Source organism: Pseudomonas arabinosi (assembly GCF_047758675.1).
Classification (GTDB): Bacteria; Pseudomonadota; Gammaproteobacteria; order Pseudomonadales; family Pseudomonadaceae; genus Aquipseudomonas; species Aquipseudomonas arabinosi.
Genome location: NZ_CP180480.1, coordinates 613,505 through 631,028, shown reverse-complemented (window position 1 = coordinate 631,028; position 17,524 = coordinate 613,505). Strand labels below are relative to the sequence as shown.

Below are 17,524 nucleotides of genomic sequence, written 5' to 3'. Positions count from 1 at the left end.
GATAATGAATTCAAAGGAGTGACCATGCGTTTTTTGCCTGGCCTGATCTGCGTGCTACCCCTTTTGAGCCCTTTGGCTCATGCCGAACTGATTGACGATGTAAACGACCGAGGCGAATTGCGTATTGCCCTTGAGGCTAATACACCGCCCTTTAATTTCAAGGAAGACGGCAAACTTACGGGCTTCGAAGTCGAATTGGGGCAACTGCTGGCCAACGAACTGGACGTACGGGCCGACTTCGTCGTTACCGATTCCAGCGATCTGTTGCAAGGTGTTGAAACCGGCAAGTACGACGTCGCCATCAACCACATAGCAGTGACCCCGGACCTCAAGGATCGTTTCGACTTCAGCGAACCTTACATTCACACCAACGCGCAATTGATCGCGCAGAAGGAAGAGCCACGTTCAATCCTGCTGGTGCAATCGCTGACTGAAGAAAAGCCAAAAGACAGCTCGCCGGTTAGCCTGGCGATTCCGTTTCAGAAGGGTAACCCGGCGTTTCATGCCAGCCTGGAGAATGCGTTGCAGCGGATCAAGGCGGATGGGCGATTGGAGGCACTGGAACAGAAGTGGTTGGGAGCGGATACGAGTGTGGCGCCGAAACCCTGATCAATCAGAACGACTGTTGGAAATCTAATGTGGGAGCGGGCTTGCTCGCGAAGGCGGGGTGTCAGTCGACATCAATGTTGCTTGATACTCCCTCTTCGCGAGCAAGCCCGCTCCCACATTTAGTTTTGTGTTGGCCGTCAGACCAAGATTTTCAGGGCTGCCGCCGCTTGCGGCAACTCGAGCTCACTGAAGACTTGCACGCCATGGCGCCTGAGCAACGCCGCAGTCACTCCCTCGCCACTCACCTTCACACCACTGAACGTCCCGTCATAGGTCAACAAATTCCCGCAAGACGGGCTGTTGGCCTTGAGCACGGCAATGCGGATGCCGTGCTTTTGCACCAGTTCCAACGCCTGATACGCCCCCGAGAGAAACTCGGCGCTGACGTCCTCGCCCTCGGTGGTGATCACTGAGGCATGGCCATCAAGCACTTCACCACCCTGCCCACCCGGAATTTCCGCCGCCGCCCTTGGCGTCGGCAACCCGCCAGCAACTTCCGGACACAGCGGCACCACCCGACCTTCATCAAGCCACTGCTGAAGCCGATCGAACGGCCCACTGGCCCCGCCGTCATAACGTACGCGATGACCCAGCAGACAGCGGCTTACCAGAATTTTTTGCATGATCAGAACGGCTCGTTGCCACGCCGCCGGAACCAGCCGGTCAACGACAGGCGATCCCGGATCGCGGGCAGGACTTCGTGGGGCACTTCACCCGACAGAAACACCACCAGGCATCCGCCGGCAGGCACTACATCGCGCTCGACGCCGTCACCCAGGTACATACGCAACTGGCCGCCGTGCTCGGGCAGCCAGTCGTCATTGAGATAGACCACCGCCGACACCATGCGCCGGTCATCGTCGCGGAAACGGTCGACATGCTTGAGGTAGAACGCGCCGGGCGGGTACAGCGCGAAATGGCTTTCGAAATCTTCCAGGCCCAGAAACAAACCGCGATTCATCGCCTCGCGCAGGCTGTCCATCAAATCCAGATAGCTGTCGCACGCCAACGCCTGGGCGGGCTCGACCCACTGGATATGGTCGCCGCGAATCCCCTCGCGAATCTCGGATGTTGCCCCTCGACCCACGGCGGCCGGGGCCAATTCGCCCTCGGCAGCACGTTTACGGCACTCAGCCGCCAGTTCCTGGGTCAGACCCAGAGGAAGGAAAATATTCTGCTGCGACCAGCCGTGTTCGGCCAGGTCGTCGACGATACGTAACAGCAGCGGGTGATCAGAGGGTATTCGCATGCCGCGCATAGTATTCCTGTGCCTGAAAATCCGACAGAGCCGCGCAGCGGGTTGATACGAATTCTCGACAAGGACGAATGCCACACGGAGAATAGTCGCCTGCTGACAGGAGTCCCTATGCGCCGTTTGCTTTTTTCACTGTTGATGTTCTGTGTATTGCCCGCTTGGGCAGACGGCCACGACCAGTTGTACAAGGTCGCCGGTTGGCCAGAACAACGCGCGCATTTCAACGACGCACTCTCGGCCGCTCAGCAGCGGTACCAGAACAGCCTGCCGCCGGCAGTGTTCCAGGCGCTGGTGAATAACAGCAATCAGCGCTTTGCCCCCCAGGCCGTGGACCAGCGCGCCGAAGCGCAATTGCGCAAGACCCTCGCCGATCCGAAACCCGCGCTGACGTTCTTTCAGTCACCCTTGGGCAAGAAAATCGTGGCCGCCGAATTGCTCGCGACCCGTCGCGATCAGTTGGCAAAAAACGCCAAGGGTTTGCCCAAGATCCAGGCCAGCGACAGCCGCATGCTGATCATCGGCCATCTGGCCCAGGCCCTGCCCGCTCGCGAAGCTGGCGCGGAAGTCAGCCTGGCGATTGCCGGCGTCGCGGCTGATAGCCTCAGTTCGATGATCCCAGGCTTGCTCGGCGGTGGTCAGGCTCAAGGCATGTTGAATGGTCAGCGTCAGCGCTTGATGGACCAGATCGGTAACGACCTGAACAACACGCTGTTGTATGTCTATCGCGACCTGTCGGATGAAGAACTGGAAGAGTTCGCGACCTTCGCCGAGTCCACCGAGGGCAAGGCTTATTACCAGGCCGCATTGGCGGCGATTCGCGCAGGGCTGGCGGTGGGGCAGGATACGCCGAGCCTCACCCAATAATCTTCGGTGCCTGATAGATCGCTATCGTCGGAACGCCGCCCGGAGCAAGCTCGCTCCCACAGGAGAATGCATTCCAATGTGGGAGTGAGCCTGCTCGCGATGAGGCCCTGACAGACGCTAAAGATTCCTGCCCTTGATCCGCTTCGTCAAAAACCCGAAATACTCCCGTCGCAACGCCAGCGTCTCATTCGCCAGGTGATGCCGCGCCTCAGGCAACATCAGCACCTGCGGCCGATCGAACTTGCCCCGCAACACTTCAAGGTTATGCTCCCAGTCCACGGTCATGTCCGCCTGCCCCTGCACAATCAGCGGTCGCCGCATGCTGTACGGTGCGGCTTCGATGCGTTTGATCCAGCGCGCCAGCGCACCGACCCAGGCGGTCGGCAGACGTAGCGGCTGCAACGGGTCCGCTTGAAGGAAGGGCAGAAAATCCGGGTCGTTGGAGTTCTCGCTGAAGCGCCGGGCGATGGCTTTGACGAAAGGCTTGAGCAGGTAATAGCTGAGTTGCGACCAGCCCCAGGCCCGTGGTCTTACCAACGGCGACAGCAGAATGACCTGGCCCTGGGCCGGACTGCTGGCGCCCTGATTGAGCACATGATCGATCACGATCGCGCCGCCAGTGCTTTGCCCGCACAGGTGCCACGGCTGCGGCAGATCCAGGGATTGCGCTTCGGTAAACAACCCTTGCAGCGTGTCCTGGTACTCGGTGAAATCCTTGATGCTGGCCCGTTCGCCACTGGACAGCCCGTGTCCCGGCAGGTCGCAGGCAATCACCGCAAAATCCTGATCCAGCGCCCATTCGATCACATGCCGGTAAAGCCCGGTGTGATCGTAAAAACCGTGGAACAAAAACAGCGTCGCCTTCGCCCGCTCGGGCCACCAGACCTGGCTGACCACGTCATAACCATCGACCGCGAAACGCCCAAGGCCACTGCGCACGTGTCGCCCCGCAAAATCCAGCCCGTAGAAATGCTGGTAAGCCAGCGCTTCCTCCGACAGAGGCTGCCAGTCGGCCAGCGGCCGCAGGCTGGCACGCAGATGATCGGAGTCGAAAGTGGCAGACATGAGCAATTCCAGAACGTGAAACGGACTTTATGGGCCTGCGATATTCATCTGTTGGGGCAAGCATGGCAAGCTAGCGCACCTTCGAGGACTGAAATCCATGCGCTCGCCCTACCGCGCCACACTGCTTGCCAGCCTGCTCGCCCTCGTGTGTGCCGGCGTGCTGTGGGCTGCTTACGACTGGTTTGAGGGGCGCTACCTGCGAGCGTTCAGCGAGCACACCGCAGTGTTCTCCGGTGACCCGCTGCGCCTGCCCGACAACCTCGCCGGCCCCGGCGCCATCCGCCTCGTGCACTTCTGGGACCCGGCCTGCCCGTGCAACGTCGGTAACCAACAACACCTGAGCGAACTGGTTGAGCGCTATGTACCGCAAGGCGTGGAATTTTCTGCGGTACAAAAGCCTGGCAGCCACGGGCAGTTACCGAGCACCTTAAGCAGCCTGAAAAGCATCGCCGTCCTGCCAGGCGCCGAACAGATCCCCGCCAGCCCGGCCGTGGCGATCTGGGATCGCAGCGGCAAACTGGCGTATTTCGGCCCGTACAGCGAAGGCCTGACCTGCAATTCGAACAACAGCTTTATCGAACCGATTCTGCAAGCGTTGAATGAAGGCCGCGCGGTGAATGCCACGCACACACTGGCCGTGGGTTGTTACTGCCCGTGGCCCATCGACGCAGTGAAGTAGAGCTGACAGGAGACGCGAATCCCTCCTAAGTGCGATGGCCATGTCGGCAAGCCGTGTTAAACAGTGGCGCCAGGGAACTGCAGCCACTGATAACAACAAGGAATCACCATGAAACGTAGCCTGACCGTTCTCGCCCTGCTGATTGTTGCGCTCGCCGCAGGTGCAGGTTGGTACGTCTACAGCAAGCAGCCGACACGCCAGGGCATGGTGGAGCTGCAACACCTGCAAGGTTCGGTCACCGTGCGCTACGACGAGCGAGGCATCCCGCACATCCGCGCCGAGAACGAAACCGACCTGTACCGTGCCCTCGGGTACGTGCACGCCCAAGACCGGCTGTTTCAAATGGAAGTCCTGCGTCGCCTCGCCCGTGGTGAGCTGGCCGAAGTCCTGGGCCCGAAACTGCTCGACACCGACAAGCTGATGCGCAGCCTGCGCATTCGCGAACGCGCCGACACTTACCTGGCGAACATGGACAAACAGTCGCCGGCCTTTATCGCCATGCAAGCCTATCTGGATGGCATCAACCAGTATCAGGACAGCCATCCAAAACCTGCAGAGTTTGATGTACTGGGCATCCCCAAACGCCCCTTTACCGCCCAGGACACCATCAGCATTGCCGGTTACATGGCCTACAGTTTTGCTGCGGCGTTTCGCACCGAACCGTTGCTGACTTACGTGCGCGATCAGTTGGGCGCCAACTACCTGAACGTCTTCGATCTCGACTGGCAGCCCAAGGGCGTGCTGGCGAAAAACCGCAGCGGCGCCATGCCACCCCTCGCCAGTACCGACTGGAAAGACCTCAACGCCCTCGCCCGCCTCAGCGAACAGGCACTGGCCGACAACGGCTTGCCGCAGTTCGAGGGCAGCAACGCCTGGGTTGTCTCCGGCAGTCGGACCAAAAGCGGCAAACCGCTGCTGGCCGGCGACCCGCATATCCGCTTTTCCGCGCCGTCGGTGTGGTATGAAGCGCAGCTCTCGGCGCCGGGTTTTGAGCTCTACGGCCACTATCAGGCATTGATGCCGTTCGCCTCCCTCGGAATGAACCGCGACTTCGGCTGGAGCATCACCATGTTCCAGAACGACGATCTCGACCTGATCGCCGAGAAGGTCAACCCGGACAATCCCAATCAGGTCTGGTATCGCGGCAAGTGGGTGGACATGGTGACCAGCGAACAGCAGATCGCGGTCAAGGGCCAGGCGCCGGTAACCCTGGTGCTGCGCCAGTCGCCCCACGGGCCGATCGTCAACGATGCGCTGGGCAGCAGCGTCGGCAAAACGCCGATCGCCATGTGGTGGGGTTTTCTCGAAAGCCAGAATCCTATCCTTGAGGGCTTCTACCAGCTCAACCGCGCCGACACCCTGGCCAAGGCGCGCAGTGCCTGCGCAAAGATCCAGGCACCGGGCCTGAACATCGTCTGGGCCAACGCCAAGGGCGACATCGGCTGGTGGGCAGCGGCGCAGCTGCCAAAACGTCCGGCGGGTGTGCGTCCGGGGTTCATCCTCGACGGCAGCACCGCTGACGCGGACAAGGAGGGTTTCTACCCGTTCAGCGCCAACCCACAGGAAGAGAACCCCGCTCGCGGTTACATCGTCTCGGCCAACTTCCAGCCGGTGTCGCCGACTGGCATGGAGATTCCCGGTTACTACAACCTGGCCGATCGCGGTCAGCAGCTCAATCGCCAGCTCAGCGACAAAACCATCAAGTGGGATCTGGACGCCAGCCAGAAGCTGCAACTGGGCACCACCACCGCCTACGGCCCGCGCTTGCTGGCGCCGTTGTTGCCCGTACTGCGTGAAGTAGTGAGCGATCCCGCCGAACTCAAACTGGTTGAGCAATTGGTCCAGTGGAAAGGCGACTACCCGCTCGATTCCACCAGCGCCACGCTGTTCAACCAGTTCCTGTTCATCCTGGCTGACGCGACGATGCACGATGAACTGGGCAATGACTTCTTCGAGACTTTGCTGTCGACCCGGGTGATTGATTCCGCACTGCCTCGCCTGGCCGCGACCGTCGATTCACCGTGGTGGGACAACCGCAACACCCTCGGCAAGGAAACCCGCGCCGATACGGTCAAGGTTGCGTGGCAGGCGAGCATTGCTCACCTCAAGACCACCCTCGGCGCCGATTTCGCGCAATGGCAATGGGGCAAGGCGCACACGCTGACCCATGGCCATCCGCTGGGGCAGCAAAAGCCGCTGGACCGGATCTTCAATGTCGGCCCGTTCGCGGCACCGGGCACTCACGAAGTACCGAACAACCTTTCGGCGAAAATCGGGCCGGCGCCGTGGCCAGTAACTTATGGTCCGTCGACTCGCCGTCTGATCGACTTCGCCGACCCGACCCACAGCCTGACCGTCAACCCGGTTGGCCAGAGTGGCGTACCGTTCGACAGTCACTATGACGACCAGGCTGAGGCGTATATCGAAGGGATCTACTACCAGGCGCACCTCAACGACGAAGAAGTCACGGCTAATACGCGCAGTACGTTGAAGCTGTTGCCAGCGCGGGCTGCGCAGTAGATTTTTAGTGGCCGGGCTGACGCCATCGCGAGCAAGCTCGCTCCCACATTGGAATGCATTCTCTTGTGGGAGCGAGCTTGCTCGCGATAAGGCCCTGACAAGCGACAAAAATGTCAGCTCAAACCATCGCCGCAAAGTTCAGCCTGAACTGCTGCGGCGTCACGCCCAGCCTGCGGTTGAACACACTGCGCATGTGCTGGGCATCGCGAAATCCGCACTGATACGCCACGGTCTTCAGCGGTGACTGGGTGCTTTCAAGCAGCACCCGCGCCGCATCCACCCTGGCCCGCTCAACGAATTCCGCCGGGGTGACTTTCGCCTCTTTGGCAAACACCCGTGAAAAGTTGCGGGCGCTCATGTTGGCGGCGTTGGCCAGGTCGGCAATTGCCAGGTCGCCCGTCAGGTTGGCCAACACGTAGAGCTGCACCAACGCCACGGCAGAAGTGGGTTGGGTGTGTGGCGTGAGGAATGGGCTGAACTGTGATTGCCCGCCCGAGCGCTGAGTGAACACCACCAATCGTTTTGCCACACTCAGCGCTACTTCCGGCCCGTGATCCCTGGCCAGCAAGTACAGCGACAGATCAATCCCGGCCGTGACACCCGCCGAGGTGTAGAGCTCGCCATCCTCCACGTAAAGACGATCCGCCTCGACCTGAGTCGACGGGCACAACTGCGCCAGCGCCGCGGCGTCGCCCCAGTGGGTGGTCACCGTTCGTCCTTCCAGCAACCCGGCCCGGGCGAGCATGAACGCGCCGTTGCAGATCGAGCCAAAGCGTTGCGCCCGTGCGCAGGCATCGCGCAGCCAGGCATCGAATGCCGCACCGAAATCCATGAACGGCAACTGCGGTCCACCGGCCACCAGCAGCAAGTCATAGGCCTCCAGCGCTTCGCTGAAATGCCGATGGGCATTGAGTGACAAACCGTTGGAACACGCCATCACCCCGCGCTCGACGCCGATCACCTCCAGTCGATAGTGATCTGGTGGCTCAAGGAAACGATTGGCTTCGCAAAACACATCCATGGGACCGGTGACGTCCAGGGACTGGACGCCGGCGAAGACCACGATGGCAACGGTTTTACTCATGGCAGGAATCGCTCTCAATGGATCAGGGCCAACACTAATCTGTGGCGTATTCGCCGAGACCAAACTTAGCCAATCCGCGCGCAACAAGCGAGGTTGGCGCGATATGCATGCTCATTGGCCGGGATTGCAGCCATGGATCGATTGTCCGGTTTCGGGTGCGCGGACAGACTGAACCCATCAGCGCCGCCACGGCGTTCCCCATGAGGAAAGCACCATGAGCAGCACCATCGCCGGTATCAAAATCCCCGACAGCGCGTTGGCCAAGGCCACCACGGAATACATTCGCGACGTCGAATCAGACCTGCTGTATCACCACTCGCGTCGGGTGTTTCTGTTCGGTGCGTTGAGCGGTGAACGCAAGCAACTGGCCTACAACCCCGAACTGTTGTACGTCGGCGCGATGTTCCATGACTTGGGTCTGGTGGAAGGGCATCGCACTGACGATGAGCGCTTCGAAGTCGATAGCGCCAACGCTGCCAAAGCGTTCCTCAAGCCTTACGGTTTGTCCGACGATGATATCGAGCAAGTGTGGTTGTCGATTGCCCTGCACACCACACCGGGCGTGCCCCAACACCTGCGACCTAATGTGGCGCTGGTCACCGCGGGCGTTGAAATGGATGTGCTGGGCATCGATTACGCAGCGTTCCCCAGCGCGCAACGCGAAGAAGTGGTGCACGCCCACCCGCGTGGCGAAGGGTTCAAGGAGTGCATCCTGTGTGCGTTTGCCAATGGCTTCAAACACAAGCCGGACACCACTTTCGGCACTGTGAACGCGGATGTGCTGGTCGACAGCGAGCCGGGGTTCAAGCCGATGAACTTTGTCGAGATCATCCGCAAATCCCCTTGGATTGCCTAGAACCAAATGTGGGAGCGGGCTTGCTCGCGAAGACGGACTGACATTCAACATCCATGTTGACTGACACACCGCTTTCGCGAGCAAGCCCGCTCCCACAATGGATCTGGGTTGGCCACACTGTTGTGGTCAACCCGGCATTACTTCAAGCCGCTTCCGGCGCCTGCTGGGCGCGACGCACGTCCGGTTGTTTCCAGGAGTCGGCTGCGCTTTCTTCGATCGCCTGCTGAATCGCACGCTTGCGTGCTTCTTCGGCACGGCGGCTGAAGAACCAGACCAGGAAGGTCATCAGCGATACCGCCAGCAAAATCAGACTGGCCACGGCGTTGATCTCGGGTTTCACGCCCAGGCGCACCGCCGAGAACACTTCCATCGGCAAGGTCGTGGAACCCGGACCGGACACGAAGCTCGCCAACACCAGGTCATCCAGCGACAGGGCGAAGGACATCATGCCGCCGGCACCCAAGGATGGCGCGATCATCGGAATGGTGATCAGAAAGAACACCTTCCACGGCTTCGCCCCGAGGTCCATGGCCGCTTCTTCGATGGACAGGTCCAGCTCACGCAAGCGCGCCGAGACCACCACCGCCACATACGCCGCACAGAACGTGGTGTGGGCGATCCAGATGGTGATGATGCCGCGTTCCTGCGGCCAACCGATCATCTGCGCCATCGCCACGAACAGCAGCAACAGCGACAGACCGGTGATCACTTCGGGCATCACCAGCGGCGCGGTGACCAGGCCACCGAACAACGTGCGCCCCTTGAAGTGGGTGATACGGGTCAGCACGAATGCCGCCAACGTACCCAGTGCCACCGCCGCCACCGCCGTGTAGCAGGCGATTTCCAGCGAGCGCACCACCGAGCCCATCAGTTGGGTGTTGTCCATCAAACCGACGTACCACTTGATCGACCAGCCGCCCCACACCGTCACCAGTTTCGAGGCGTTGAACGAGTAGATCACCAGGATCAGCATCGGCGCGTAGATGAACAGCAAACCCGCAACCAGCATGAAACTTGAGAAACGGAAGCGTTTCATTCTTTACCCTCCATTTCTTTGGCCTGACTGCGGTTGAACAGAATAATCGGCACAATCAGGATCAACAGCATCACCACCGCCAGGGCAGACGCCACCGGCCAGTCACGGTTGTTGAAGAACTCTTGCCAGAGCACTTTACCGATCATGAGGGTTTCCGGGCCGCCGAGCAGTTCCGGGATCACGAACTCGCCCACCACCGGAATGAACACCAGCATGCAGCCCGCGACGATGCCGTTCTTGGACAGCGGAATGGTGATTTTCCAGAAGCTGTTGAAGGTGCTCGAACCCAGGTCGGACGCGGCTTCCAGCAGGCTGTTGTCGTGTTTCACCAGGTTGGCGTAGAGCGGCAGGATCATGAACGGCAGGTACGAATAAACGACGCCGATGTACACCGCGAGGTTGGTGTTGAGGATCTGCAGCGGTTCGTCGATCCAGCCCATGGTCATCAGGAAACCATTGAGCAGGCCGTTGTTGCTGAGGATGCCCATCCACGCGTAAACGCGGATCAGGATCGCGGTCCAGGTCGGCATCATGATCAGCAGCACCAGCACCGTTTGCATCTCTTTGCGGGCACTGGCAATGGCGTAGGCCATCGGGTAGCCGATCAGCAAACAGAGGACGGTGCTGATCAGCGCCATCTTCAACGAGCCGAGGTAAGCAGCGATGTACAACTCGTCACCGGCCAGCATCGCGTAGTTGCTCAGGTTAAGCAGCAACTGCACTTTTTGGTCGAGGTAGCTGTAGATCTCGGTGTACGGCGGAATGGCCACGTCGGCTTCGGCGAAGCTGATCTTCAGAACGATGAAGAACGGCAACATGAAGAACAGGAACAGCCAGATAAACGGAACCCCGATGACCAGCTGGCGGCCACCGGGAATTATTCGATTGAGGCGGCGTTTGAATTTGCGCATGTTCATGAGCGAAGTACCACGCCGCTGTCGTCTTCCCAATACACGTAGACCTGGTCACCCCAGGTTGGGCGCTGACCGCGGCGCTCGGCGTTGGCGACGAAAGACTGGACGATCTTGCCGCTCGGCAGTTCGACGTAGAACACCGAGTGGCCACCGAGGTAGGCGATGTCGTGCACCTTGCCGCTGGACCAGTTGTATTCGCAGGTCGGCATGATCGGCGTCACCAGCAGTTTTTCCGGACGGATCGCGTAGGTCACGGATTTGTCCTGCACCGAGGTGCTGATGCCGTGGCCCACATAAATCTGGCGGTCCAGGTCCTTGCAGGTGATGGTTGCGTGGCCTTCAGCATCATCGATCACTTCACCGTCGAAGATGTTGACGTTGCCGATGAACTCGCAGACCAGACGGCTGGTCGGGGTTTCGTAGATATCGATCGGGCTGCCGATCTGGGCGATCCAGCCCAGGTGCATGATCGCGATGCGCTCGGCCATGGTCATGGCCTCTTCCTGGTCGTGGGTCACCATGACGCAGGTTACGCCGACCCGCTCGATGATCTCGACAAGCTCAAGCTGCATTTGCGAACGCAGCTTCTTGTCCAGAGCACCCATCGGTTCGTCGAGCAGCAACAGCTTCGGTCGCTTGGCCAGGGAACGCGCCAAGGCCACACGTTGACGCTGGCCGCCGGACAACTGATGCGGCTTACGCTTGGCGTATTGCGTCATCTGAACCAGCTTGAGCATGTCGGCTACGCGAGCATCGACTTCAGCTGCAGGGATTTTGTCCTGCTTGAGGCCGAACGCGATGTTCTGCGCCACGGTCATGTGCGGGAACAAGGCGTACGACTGGAACATCATGTTGATCGGCCGCTCGTACGGCGGCATGTCGGTGATGTCTACGCCATCGAGGAAAATCCGCCCCTCCGTGGGCCGTTCGAAGCCTGCGAGCATGCGCAGCAACGTGGATTTGCCCGATCCCGAACCGCCGAGCAGGGCGAAAATCTCGCCTTTCTTGATTTCCAGGGACACATCGTCCACGGCAATCGTCTCGTCGAACTTCTTCGTGACCCGGTCGATTTTGACCAACACCTGTTTAGGTGATTGGTCGCCCTCGAGGGCTTTCTTATAGGCGCCGGAGGCAACTGCCATTTACGAAACTCCCAGAAAAAAAGAGTGCAGTTCGCTCAAGGTGAGCCAACCTTGGATAGTTTGTGCCTTGAAGCTATTTACCCGACTTGACCTTGGTCCAGCTGCGGGTCATCAAACGTTGAATGTTTGGTGGTAACTCGATAGATACGTAAGTCTTGTCGATAACTGCTTGCGGTGGATAAACCGATTCGTCGGTGCGAATGGACTGTTCCATCAGTGTGTCCGACCCTGGATTAGGGTTGGCGTAACCCACGTAATCACTGACCTGGGCGATCACCTCGGGTTTCAGCAAATAGTTGATGAAGGCATGGGCTTCCTTGACGTTGGCCGCATCCTTGGGGATCGCCAGCATGTCGAACCAGAGCGCGCCGCCCTCTTTCGGAATCGAGTAGGCGATGTTCATGCCTTTGCCAGCTTCAGCCGCGCGGGCCTTGGCCTGGAACATGTCGCCGGAAAAACCGATCGCCACGCAGATATCGCCGTTGGCCAGGTCCGCGATGTATTTGGACGAGTGGAAATAGGTCACGTAAGGCCGCACCGCCAGCAACTTGGCTTCGGCCTTTTTGTAGTCTTCGGGGTTGGTGCTGTTGGCGTTCAGGCCCATGTAGTTGAGGACCGTGGGCATCATTTCATCGGCGGAGTCGAGGAACGCCACGCCGCAACTGTGCAGTTTCTTGATGTTTTCCGGTTCGAACACCACATCCCAGGAATCGATCTTGTCGAGGCCGAGCACAGCCTTGACCTTGTCGACGTTGTAACCGATGCCGTTAGTGCCCCACAGATACGGCACGGCGTACTGGTTACCCGGATCGTTTTGCTCCAGGCGCTTGAGCAGCACCGGGTCGAGGTTGGAATAGTTAGTGAGCTTGGACTTGTCGAGCTTCTGGAAAGCGCCCGCCTTGATCTGCTTGCCGAGGAAGTGGTTGGACGGCACGACCACGTCGTAACCGGTACGCCCGGCCAGCAACTTGCCTTCCAGGGTTTCGTTAGAGTCGAAGACGTCATAAACCGGTTTGATGCCGGTCTCTTTCTGGAAGTCGGCCAGGGTCGTCGAACCGATGTAGTCCGACCAGTTATAAATATGCACAGTGCCAGCGGCCTGGACACTAACGGCAAGCGTCAGTCCGGCGCCGACCAGCAGTGCATTGCGCAACAAAGAAAAAATAGGCACGTGGAGGTCCTCTAAAATTAGTTGGGCCCAAGTTGCCCCGCGTTACATGACAGCCATGGCTGCCTGGCAACAAAACCGGCGCGCAACTTACCCTCGAAAAACCGTTCCAGCAAAACTTTTATGCAGATACCTGTAGCAGCTGCCGAAGGCTGCGTTAAGGTCCGAAGGACCTTCCCGCGTGTTCAACAACACAACTGCTTCGCAGTTGGACGCAGCCTGCGGCAGCTGCTACAGGGTTTTACTTACTTACCGGATTTGATCTTGGTCCAGCTGCGAGTCAGGATCCGCTGGGTCGCGGCCGGCAAGTCGGCAATCGCGTACAGCTTGGCCAGCACGTCCGCTGGCGGGTAGATGCCTGGGTCGCTGGTGATTTCTTTATCGACCAATGCGGTGGCCGCCGCGTTACCGTTCGGGAAGCGTACGGCGTTGGTGATTTCAGCCATGATTTCCGGCTTCTGCAGGAAGGTCATGAACTTGTAGGCGCCTTCGACGTTTTCGGCATCTTTAGGGATGGCGACCATGTCGTAGAAGCTGCCTGCACCTTCTTTCGGAATGTTGTAGCTGACTTTCACCTTGTCACCGGCTTCAGCCGCGCGGGACTTGGCCTGGTAGATGTCGCCCGAGTAACCCACGGCGACGCAGATGTTGCCGTTGGCCAGGTCGGAGATGTACTTGGACGAGTGGAAGTAGCCCACCGAAGGACGAATTTTCAGGAATAGTGCTTCGGCTTCGGCCAGTTGTTTTTTGTCCTGGCTGTCGGTTGGATAGCCCAGGTAGTGCAACGCCACCGGAATCATCTCGGTTGGCGAATCGAGGAAGCTGATACCGCACGACTTCAACTTGGCGGCGTTTTCAGGTTTGAACAGCAGGTCCCAGGAATTGGTTGGCGCATCGGCACCCAGTGCAGCCTTGACCTTCTCGGCGTTGAAGCCGATACCGATCGAACCCCACATGTACGGGAACGCGTGTTCGTTGCCCGGGTCGCTCACCGATACCGCTTTGAGCAGGTCTTTGTTCAGGTTGTCCCAGTTAGGCAGCTTGGACTTGTCGAGCTTCTGGTAAACGCCGGCCTTGATCTGCTTGGCCAGGAAGTTGTTCGACGGAACGACGATGTCGTAGCCGGACTTGCCTGCCAGCAACTTGGCTTCCAGGGTTTCGTTACTGTCGAATACGTCGTAAACAACCTTGATCCCCGACTCGGCTTCGAACTTCTTGACGGTATCCGGTGCGATGTAATCGGACCAGTTGTACACGTGAAGAACCTTGTCGTCCGCCTGAACTGCGCCCGCCATCACGCCCATCAGGGACATGGCGAGGAGGGTCTTGCCAGCTATCTTCATACCTAATGCCTTCATGGGTAATGCTCCAATTTTTCTTTTTAACCACGTGCTCAGCGGCCTTTCCTGGGCATCTGAAACAACCGGTAGTCTGGCAAGATCCAAGGCAGGCTTTCAAGGAAAGACCCATCCTTTGTTTGCTCTGAGCGAAATGCGAACTTCGCACCCCGCTCAGAGCCTAGCACTTAGCCCTGCAACGCACTCAGGGTCAGGTCCAGACACTTGCGTGCCTTGGTCACCAACTCATCGATTTCTGCCGGTGTAATCACCAGTGGCGGAGCGATGATCATGGTGTCGCCGACGGCGCGCATGATCAGGCCGTTTTCGAAGCAGAACGTGCGGCAAATCATGCCGGCGCCCTTGCCTTCGTAACGCTTGCGAGTGGCCTTGTCCTGCACCAGCTCGATCGCCCCCAGCAGACCCACCCCACGCACTTCCCCCACCAACGGGTGATCGCTCAGTTCCCGTAGACGCTTTTGCAAATAGGGTGCCGTTTCTGCATGAACGTGCTCGATAATTTTTTCTTCGCGCAGGATGCGGATGTTTTCCAGTGCCACCGCAGCGGCCACCGGGTGCCCGGAATAGGTGAAGCCGTGGTTGAAATCACCACCTTCATTGAGCACCGCAACCACTTCGTCACGCACGATCAGGCCACCCATAGGGATGTAGCCGGATGTCAGGCCTTTGGCGATGGTCATCATGTCGGGTTTGAGGTCGTAGAAATCGCTACCGAACCACTCACCGGTACGACCGAAACCACAGATCACTTCGTCAGCCACGAACAGAATGTCGTACTTGGCGAGGATTTCCTTGATGCGCGGCCAGTAGGTGTCTGGCGGAATGATCACGCCACCGGCACCCTGGATCGGCTCGGCAATAAAGGCACCGACGTTGTCCACGCCGACTTCCAGAATCTTCTCTTCCAGCTGATTGGCCGCCCAGATACCGAACTCTTCCGGCGTCATCTCGCCGCCTTCAGCGAACCAGTACGGCTGCGCGATGTGGACGATGCCCGGGATCGGCAAGTCGCCTTGTTCGTGCATGTACGTCATGCCACCCAGGCTCGCGCCGGCCACGGTGGAACCGTGATAGCCGTTCTTGCGGCTGATGATGACTTTCTTCTTCGGCTGGCCCTTGATCGCCCAATAGTGACGAACCATACGCAGCATGGTGTCGTTGCCTTCGGAACCGGAACCGGTGAAGAACACGTGATTCATGCCTTGCGGCGCGATGTCGGAGATGGCCTTGGCCAGTTCCAGCACCGGCGGGTGAGCCGTCTGGAAGAACAGGTTGTAGTAAGGCAGTTCGCGCATTTGTTTACTGGCGGCATCGGCCAGTTCATCGCGGCCGTAGCCGATGGCTACGCACCACAGGCCGGCCATGCCGTCGAGGATCTTGTTGCCTTCGCTGTCCCAGAGGTAAACACCCTTGGCGTTGGTGATGATCCGTGGGCCTTTCTCTTTCAGCTGTTTGAAGTCGCTGAACGGGGCCAGGTGATGATCGTTGCTCAGGGTTTGCCATTCACGGGTTTGCGGGTTGTTGCTGGTCATGCGAATTCTCCTAAGATTTTCAGTGAGAGCGCCGCCCACATCAGCGGCGCCCGGCGCATCAGACGGCGAAGAGCAGGAATTCCCGCTCCCACGAACTGATCACGCGCTTGAAGTTTTCATGCTCGGCCCGCTTGACCGCGACGTAGCCAGTGATGAATTTCTTGCCCAGGTATTTCTCGATAGTCGCGCTGTGCTCCATACGTTCCAGCGCGTCTTCGATGGTCAGTGGCAGGCGCAGGTTGCGGCGTTCATAACCACGACCCACCACCGGCGCACTCGGGTTCAAGCCTTCGACCATGCCGATGTAACCGCAGAGCAGGCTCGCGGCAATCGCCAGGTACGGGTTGGCGTCGGCGCCCGGCAGGCGGTTTTCCACCCGACGGTTTTGCGGCCCGGCATCCGGAACCCGCAGGCCCACGGTGCGGTTCTCTTCGCCCCACTCCACGTTCACCGGTGCCGAAGTGTCCGGCAGGAAGCGGCGGAACGAGTTGACGTTAGGTGCGAACAACGGCAACAGCTCGGGGATCAGTTTCTGCAAACCACCGATGTGGTGCAGGAACAGCTGGCTCATGCTCCCGTCTTCGTTGGAGAAGACGTTCTTGCCGGTCTCAATGTCGATGATGCTCTGGTGCAAGTGCATCGCGCTGCCCGGCTCACCGGTCATGGGCTTGGCCATGAAGGTAGCTGCCACGTCGTGCTTGAGCGCGGCTTCGCGCATGGTGCGTTTGAACACCAGGATCTGGTCGGCCAGGGACAGGGCATCGCCGTGACGGAAGTTGATTTCCATCTGCGCCGTGCCGTCCTCGTGGATCAGCGTGTCGAGGTCCAGTTCCTGCAATTCGCACCAGTCGTAGACGTCTTCGAACAGCGGATCGAATTCGTTAGCCGCTTCGATCGAGAAGGACTGACGACCGGTTTCCGGGCGACCGGAACGGCCAATCGGCGGTTGCAGCGGGAAGTCCGGGTCTTCGCAGCGCTTGGTCAGGTAGAACTCCATTTCTGGCGCCACGATCGGCTGCCAGCCCTTGTCGGAATAGAGTTTCAGCACCTTTTTGAGCACGTTGCGCGGCGACAGCTCGATCGGGTTGCCTTGCTTGTCGTAGGTGTCGTGGATCACCTGAGCGGTGGGCTCGATGGCCCAGGGCACAAGGAATACCGCGTTCTGGTCGGGGCGGCAGATCATGTCGATGTCGGCCGGGTCGAGCAGTTCGTAATAGATGTCGTCTTCGACATAGTCGCCGGTCACGGTCTGCAACAGAACGCTCTCGGGCAGGCGCATGCCTTTTTCGGCAATGAACTTGTTGGTCGGCGAAATCTTGCCCCGGGTGATCCCGGTCAAGTCGGCGATCATGCATTCGACTTCTGTGATCTTGTGGTCTTTCAACCAATCGGTGAGCTGGTCGAGGTTGTTACTCATAAATGCCTCTTAGGCTGAGTTTCCT

16 protein-coding genes are annotated in these 17,524 nt (G+C 59.3%); 5 read left to right on the top strand and 11 right to left on the bottom strand.

Going from position 1 to position 17,524, the window contains the following annotated elements:
• Nucleotides 1–24 precede the first annotated feature (24 nt).
• On the top strand, nucleotides 25–609 hold the full coding sequence (locus ACMXYJ_RS02870; protein WP_415758710.1) for a transporter substrate-binding domain-containing protein: 585 nt from the start codon (nucleotides 25–27) through the stop codon (nucleotides 607–609).
• A gap of 137 nt (nucleotides 610–746) precedes the next feature.
• Here the strand turns inward: ACMXYJ_RS02870 and ACMXYJ_RS02865 are convergent, their stop codons facing one another.
• Entirely contained in the window at nucleotides 747–1,232 is a 486-nt protein-coding gene (locus ACMXYJ_RS02865) for a DUF523 domain-containing protein (protein ID WP_415758709.1), read from the bottom strand.
• Nucleotides 1,233–1,234: 2 nt separating this feature from the next.
• Nucleotides 1,235–1,867, bottom strand: coding sequence for a 2OG-Fe(II) oxygenase (locus tag ACMXYJ_RS02860; RefSeq protein ID WP_415758708.1), 633 nt, complete (start codon nucleotides 1,865–1,867; stop codon nucleotides 1,235–1,237).
• A 108-nt stretch (nucleotides 1,868–1,975) separates the two neighbouring features.
• Between ACMXYJ_RS02860 and ACMXYJ_RS02855 the strand changes: the two genes are divergently transcribed.
• On the top strand, nucleotides 1,976–2,728 hold the full coding sequence (locus tag ACMXYJ_RS02855) for a DUF2059 domain-containing protein (RefSeq protein WP_201184836.1): 753 nt from the start codon (nucleotides 1,976–1,978) through the stop codon (nucleotides 2,726–2,728).
• Nucleotides 2,729–2,845: 117 nt separating this feature from the next.
• On the opposite strand, the gene ACMXYJ_RS02850 is transcribed toward ACMXYJ_RS02855, so the two are convergent.
• Nucleotides 2,846–3,793, bottom strand: coding sequence for an alpha/beta hydrolase (locus ACMXYJ_RS02850; protein ID WP_415758707.1), 948 nt, complete (start codon nucleotides 3,791–3,793; stop codon nucleotides 2,846–2,848).
• A gap of 97 nt (nucleotides 3,794–3,890) precedes the next feature.
• Between ACMXYJ_RS02850 and ACMXYJ_RS02845 the strand changes: the two genes are divergently transcribed.
• Both ACMXYJ_RS02845 and ACMXYJ_RS02840 read left to right on the top strand, forming a co-directional pair.
• A complete protein-coding gene (locus ACMXYJ_RS02845) occupies nucleotides 3,891–4,472 on the top strand; it encodes a DUF6436 domain-containing protein (protein ID WP_415758706.1) in 582 nt (193 codons plus the stop codon).
• Between the two features lie 108 nt (nucleotides 4,473–4,580).
• The gene (locus ACMXYJ_RS02840; protein ID WP_415758705.1) at nucleotides 4,581–6,992 is read left to right on the top strand and encodes a penicillin acylase family protein; all 2,412 of its coding nucleotides are present in this window, start codon (nucleotides 4,581–4,583) and stop codon (nucleotides 6,990–6,992) included.
• A 118-nt stretch (nucleotides 6,993–7,110) separates the two neighbouring features.
• On the opposite strand, the gene ACMXYJ_RS02835 is transcribed toward ACMXYJ_RS02840, so the two are convergent.
• Entirely contained in the window at nucleotides 7,111–8,076 is a 966-nt protein-coding gene (locus tag ACMXYJ_RS02835; RefSeq protein ID WP_415758704.1) for a GlxA family transcriptional regulator, read from the bottom strand.
• Between the two features lie 214 nt (nucleotides 8,077–8,290).
• On the opposite strand from ACMXYJ_RS02835, the gene ACMXYJ_RS02830 reads away from it, so the two are divergent.
• Nucleotides 8,291–8,932 carry an HD domain-containing protein gene (locus ACMXYJ_RS02830; protein ID WP_415758703.1) on the top strand — a complete coding sequence of 214 codons (642 nt, stop codon included), beginning with the start codon at nucleotides 8,291–8,293 and terminating at the stop codon, nucleotides 8,930–8,932.
• Between the two features lie 142 nt (nucleotides 8,933–9,074).
• On the opposite strand, the gene ACMXYJ_RS02825 is transcribed toward ACMXYJ_RS02830, so the two are convergent.
• From ACMXYJ_RS02825 to ACMXYJ_RS02795, 7 genes are all read right to left on the bottom strand, one after another.
• Entirely contained in the window at nucleotides 9,075–9,968 is an 894-nt protein-coding gene (locus ACMXYJ_RS02825; protein ID WP_415758702.1) for an ABC transporter permease subunit, read from the bottom strand.
• Nucleotides 9,965–10,846 (bottom strand): ABC transporter permease subunit, encoded by an 882-nt coding sequence (locus tag ACMXYJ_RS02820; RefSeq protein ID WP_415760672.1) that lies wholly within the window; start codon nucleotides 10,844–10,846, stop codon nucleotides 9,965–9,967. Before ACMXYJ_RS02820 ends, ACMXYJ_RS02825 begins: the two co-directional genes overlap by 4 nt.
• A gap of 35 nt (nucleotides 10,847–10,881) precedes the next feature.
• Nucleotides 10,882–12,024: an ABC transporter ATP-binding protein gene (locus tag ACMXYJ_RS02815; protein ID WP_309674364.1), complete on the bottom strand. Its 1,143-nt coding sequence runs from the start codon at nucleotides 12,022–12,024 to the stop codon at nucleotides 10,882–10,884.
• Nucleotides 12,025–12,097: 73 nt separating this feature from the next.
• Nucleotides 12,098–13,195, bottom strand: a complete 1,098-nt coding sequence (locus ACMXYJ_RS02810; RefSeq protein ID WP_415758701.1) for a polyamine ABC transporter substrate-binding protein — start codon at nucleotides 13,193–13,195, stop codon at nucleotides 12,098–12,100.
• A 242-nt stretch (nucleotides 13,196–13,437) separates the two neighbouring features.
• The gene (locus tag ACMXYJ_RS02805) at nucleotides 13,438–14,535 is read right to left on the bottom strand and encodes a polyamine ABC transporter substrate-binding protein (protein ID WP_415760671.1); all 1,098 of its coding nucleotides are present in this window, start codon (nucleotides 14,533–14,535) and stop codon (nucleotides 13,438–13,440) included.
• 182 nt (nucleotides 14,536–14,717) lie between these two features.
• Nucleotides 14,718–16,082, bottom strand: coding sequence for an aspartate aminotransferase family protein (locus ACMXYJ_RS02800; RefSeq protein ID WP_415758700.1), 1,365 nt, complete (start codon nucleotides 16,080–16,082; stop codon nucleotides 14,718–14,720).
• Between the two features lie 58 nt (nucleotides 16,083–16,140).
• Nucleotides 16,141–17,499 (bottom strand): glutamine synthetase family protein, encoded by a 1,359-nt coding sequence (locus ACMXYJ_RS02795; protein WP_134098607.1) that lies wholly within the window; start codon nucleotides 17,497–17,499, stop codon nucleotides 16,141–16,143.
• Between the last annotated feature and the right edge of the window lie 25 nt (nucleotides 17,500–17,524).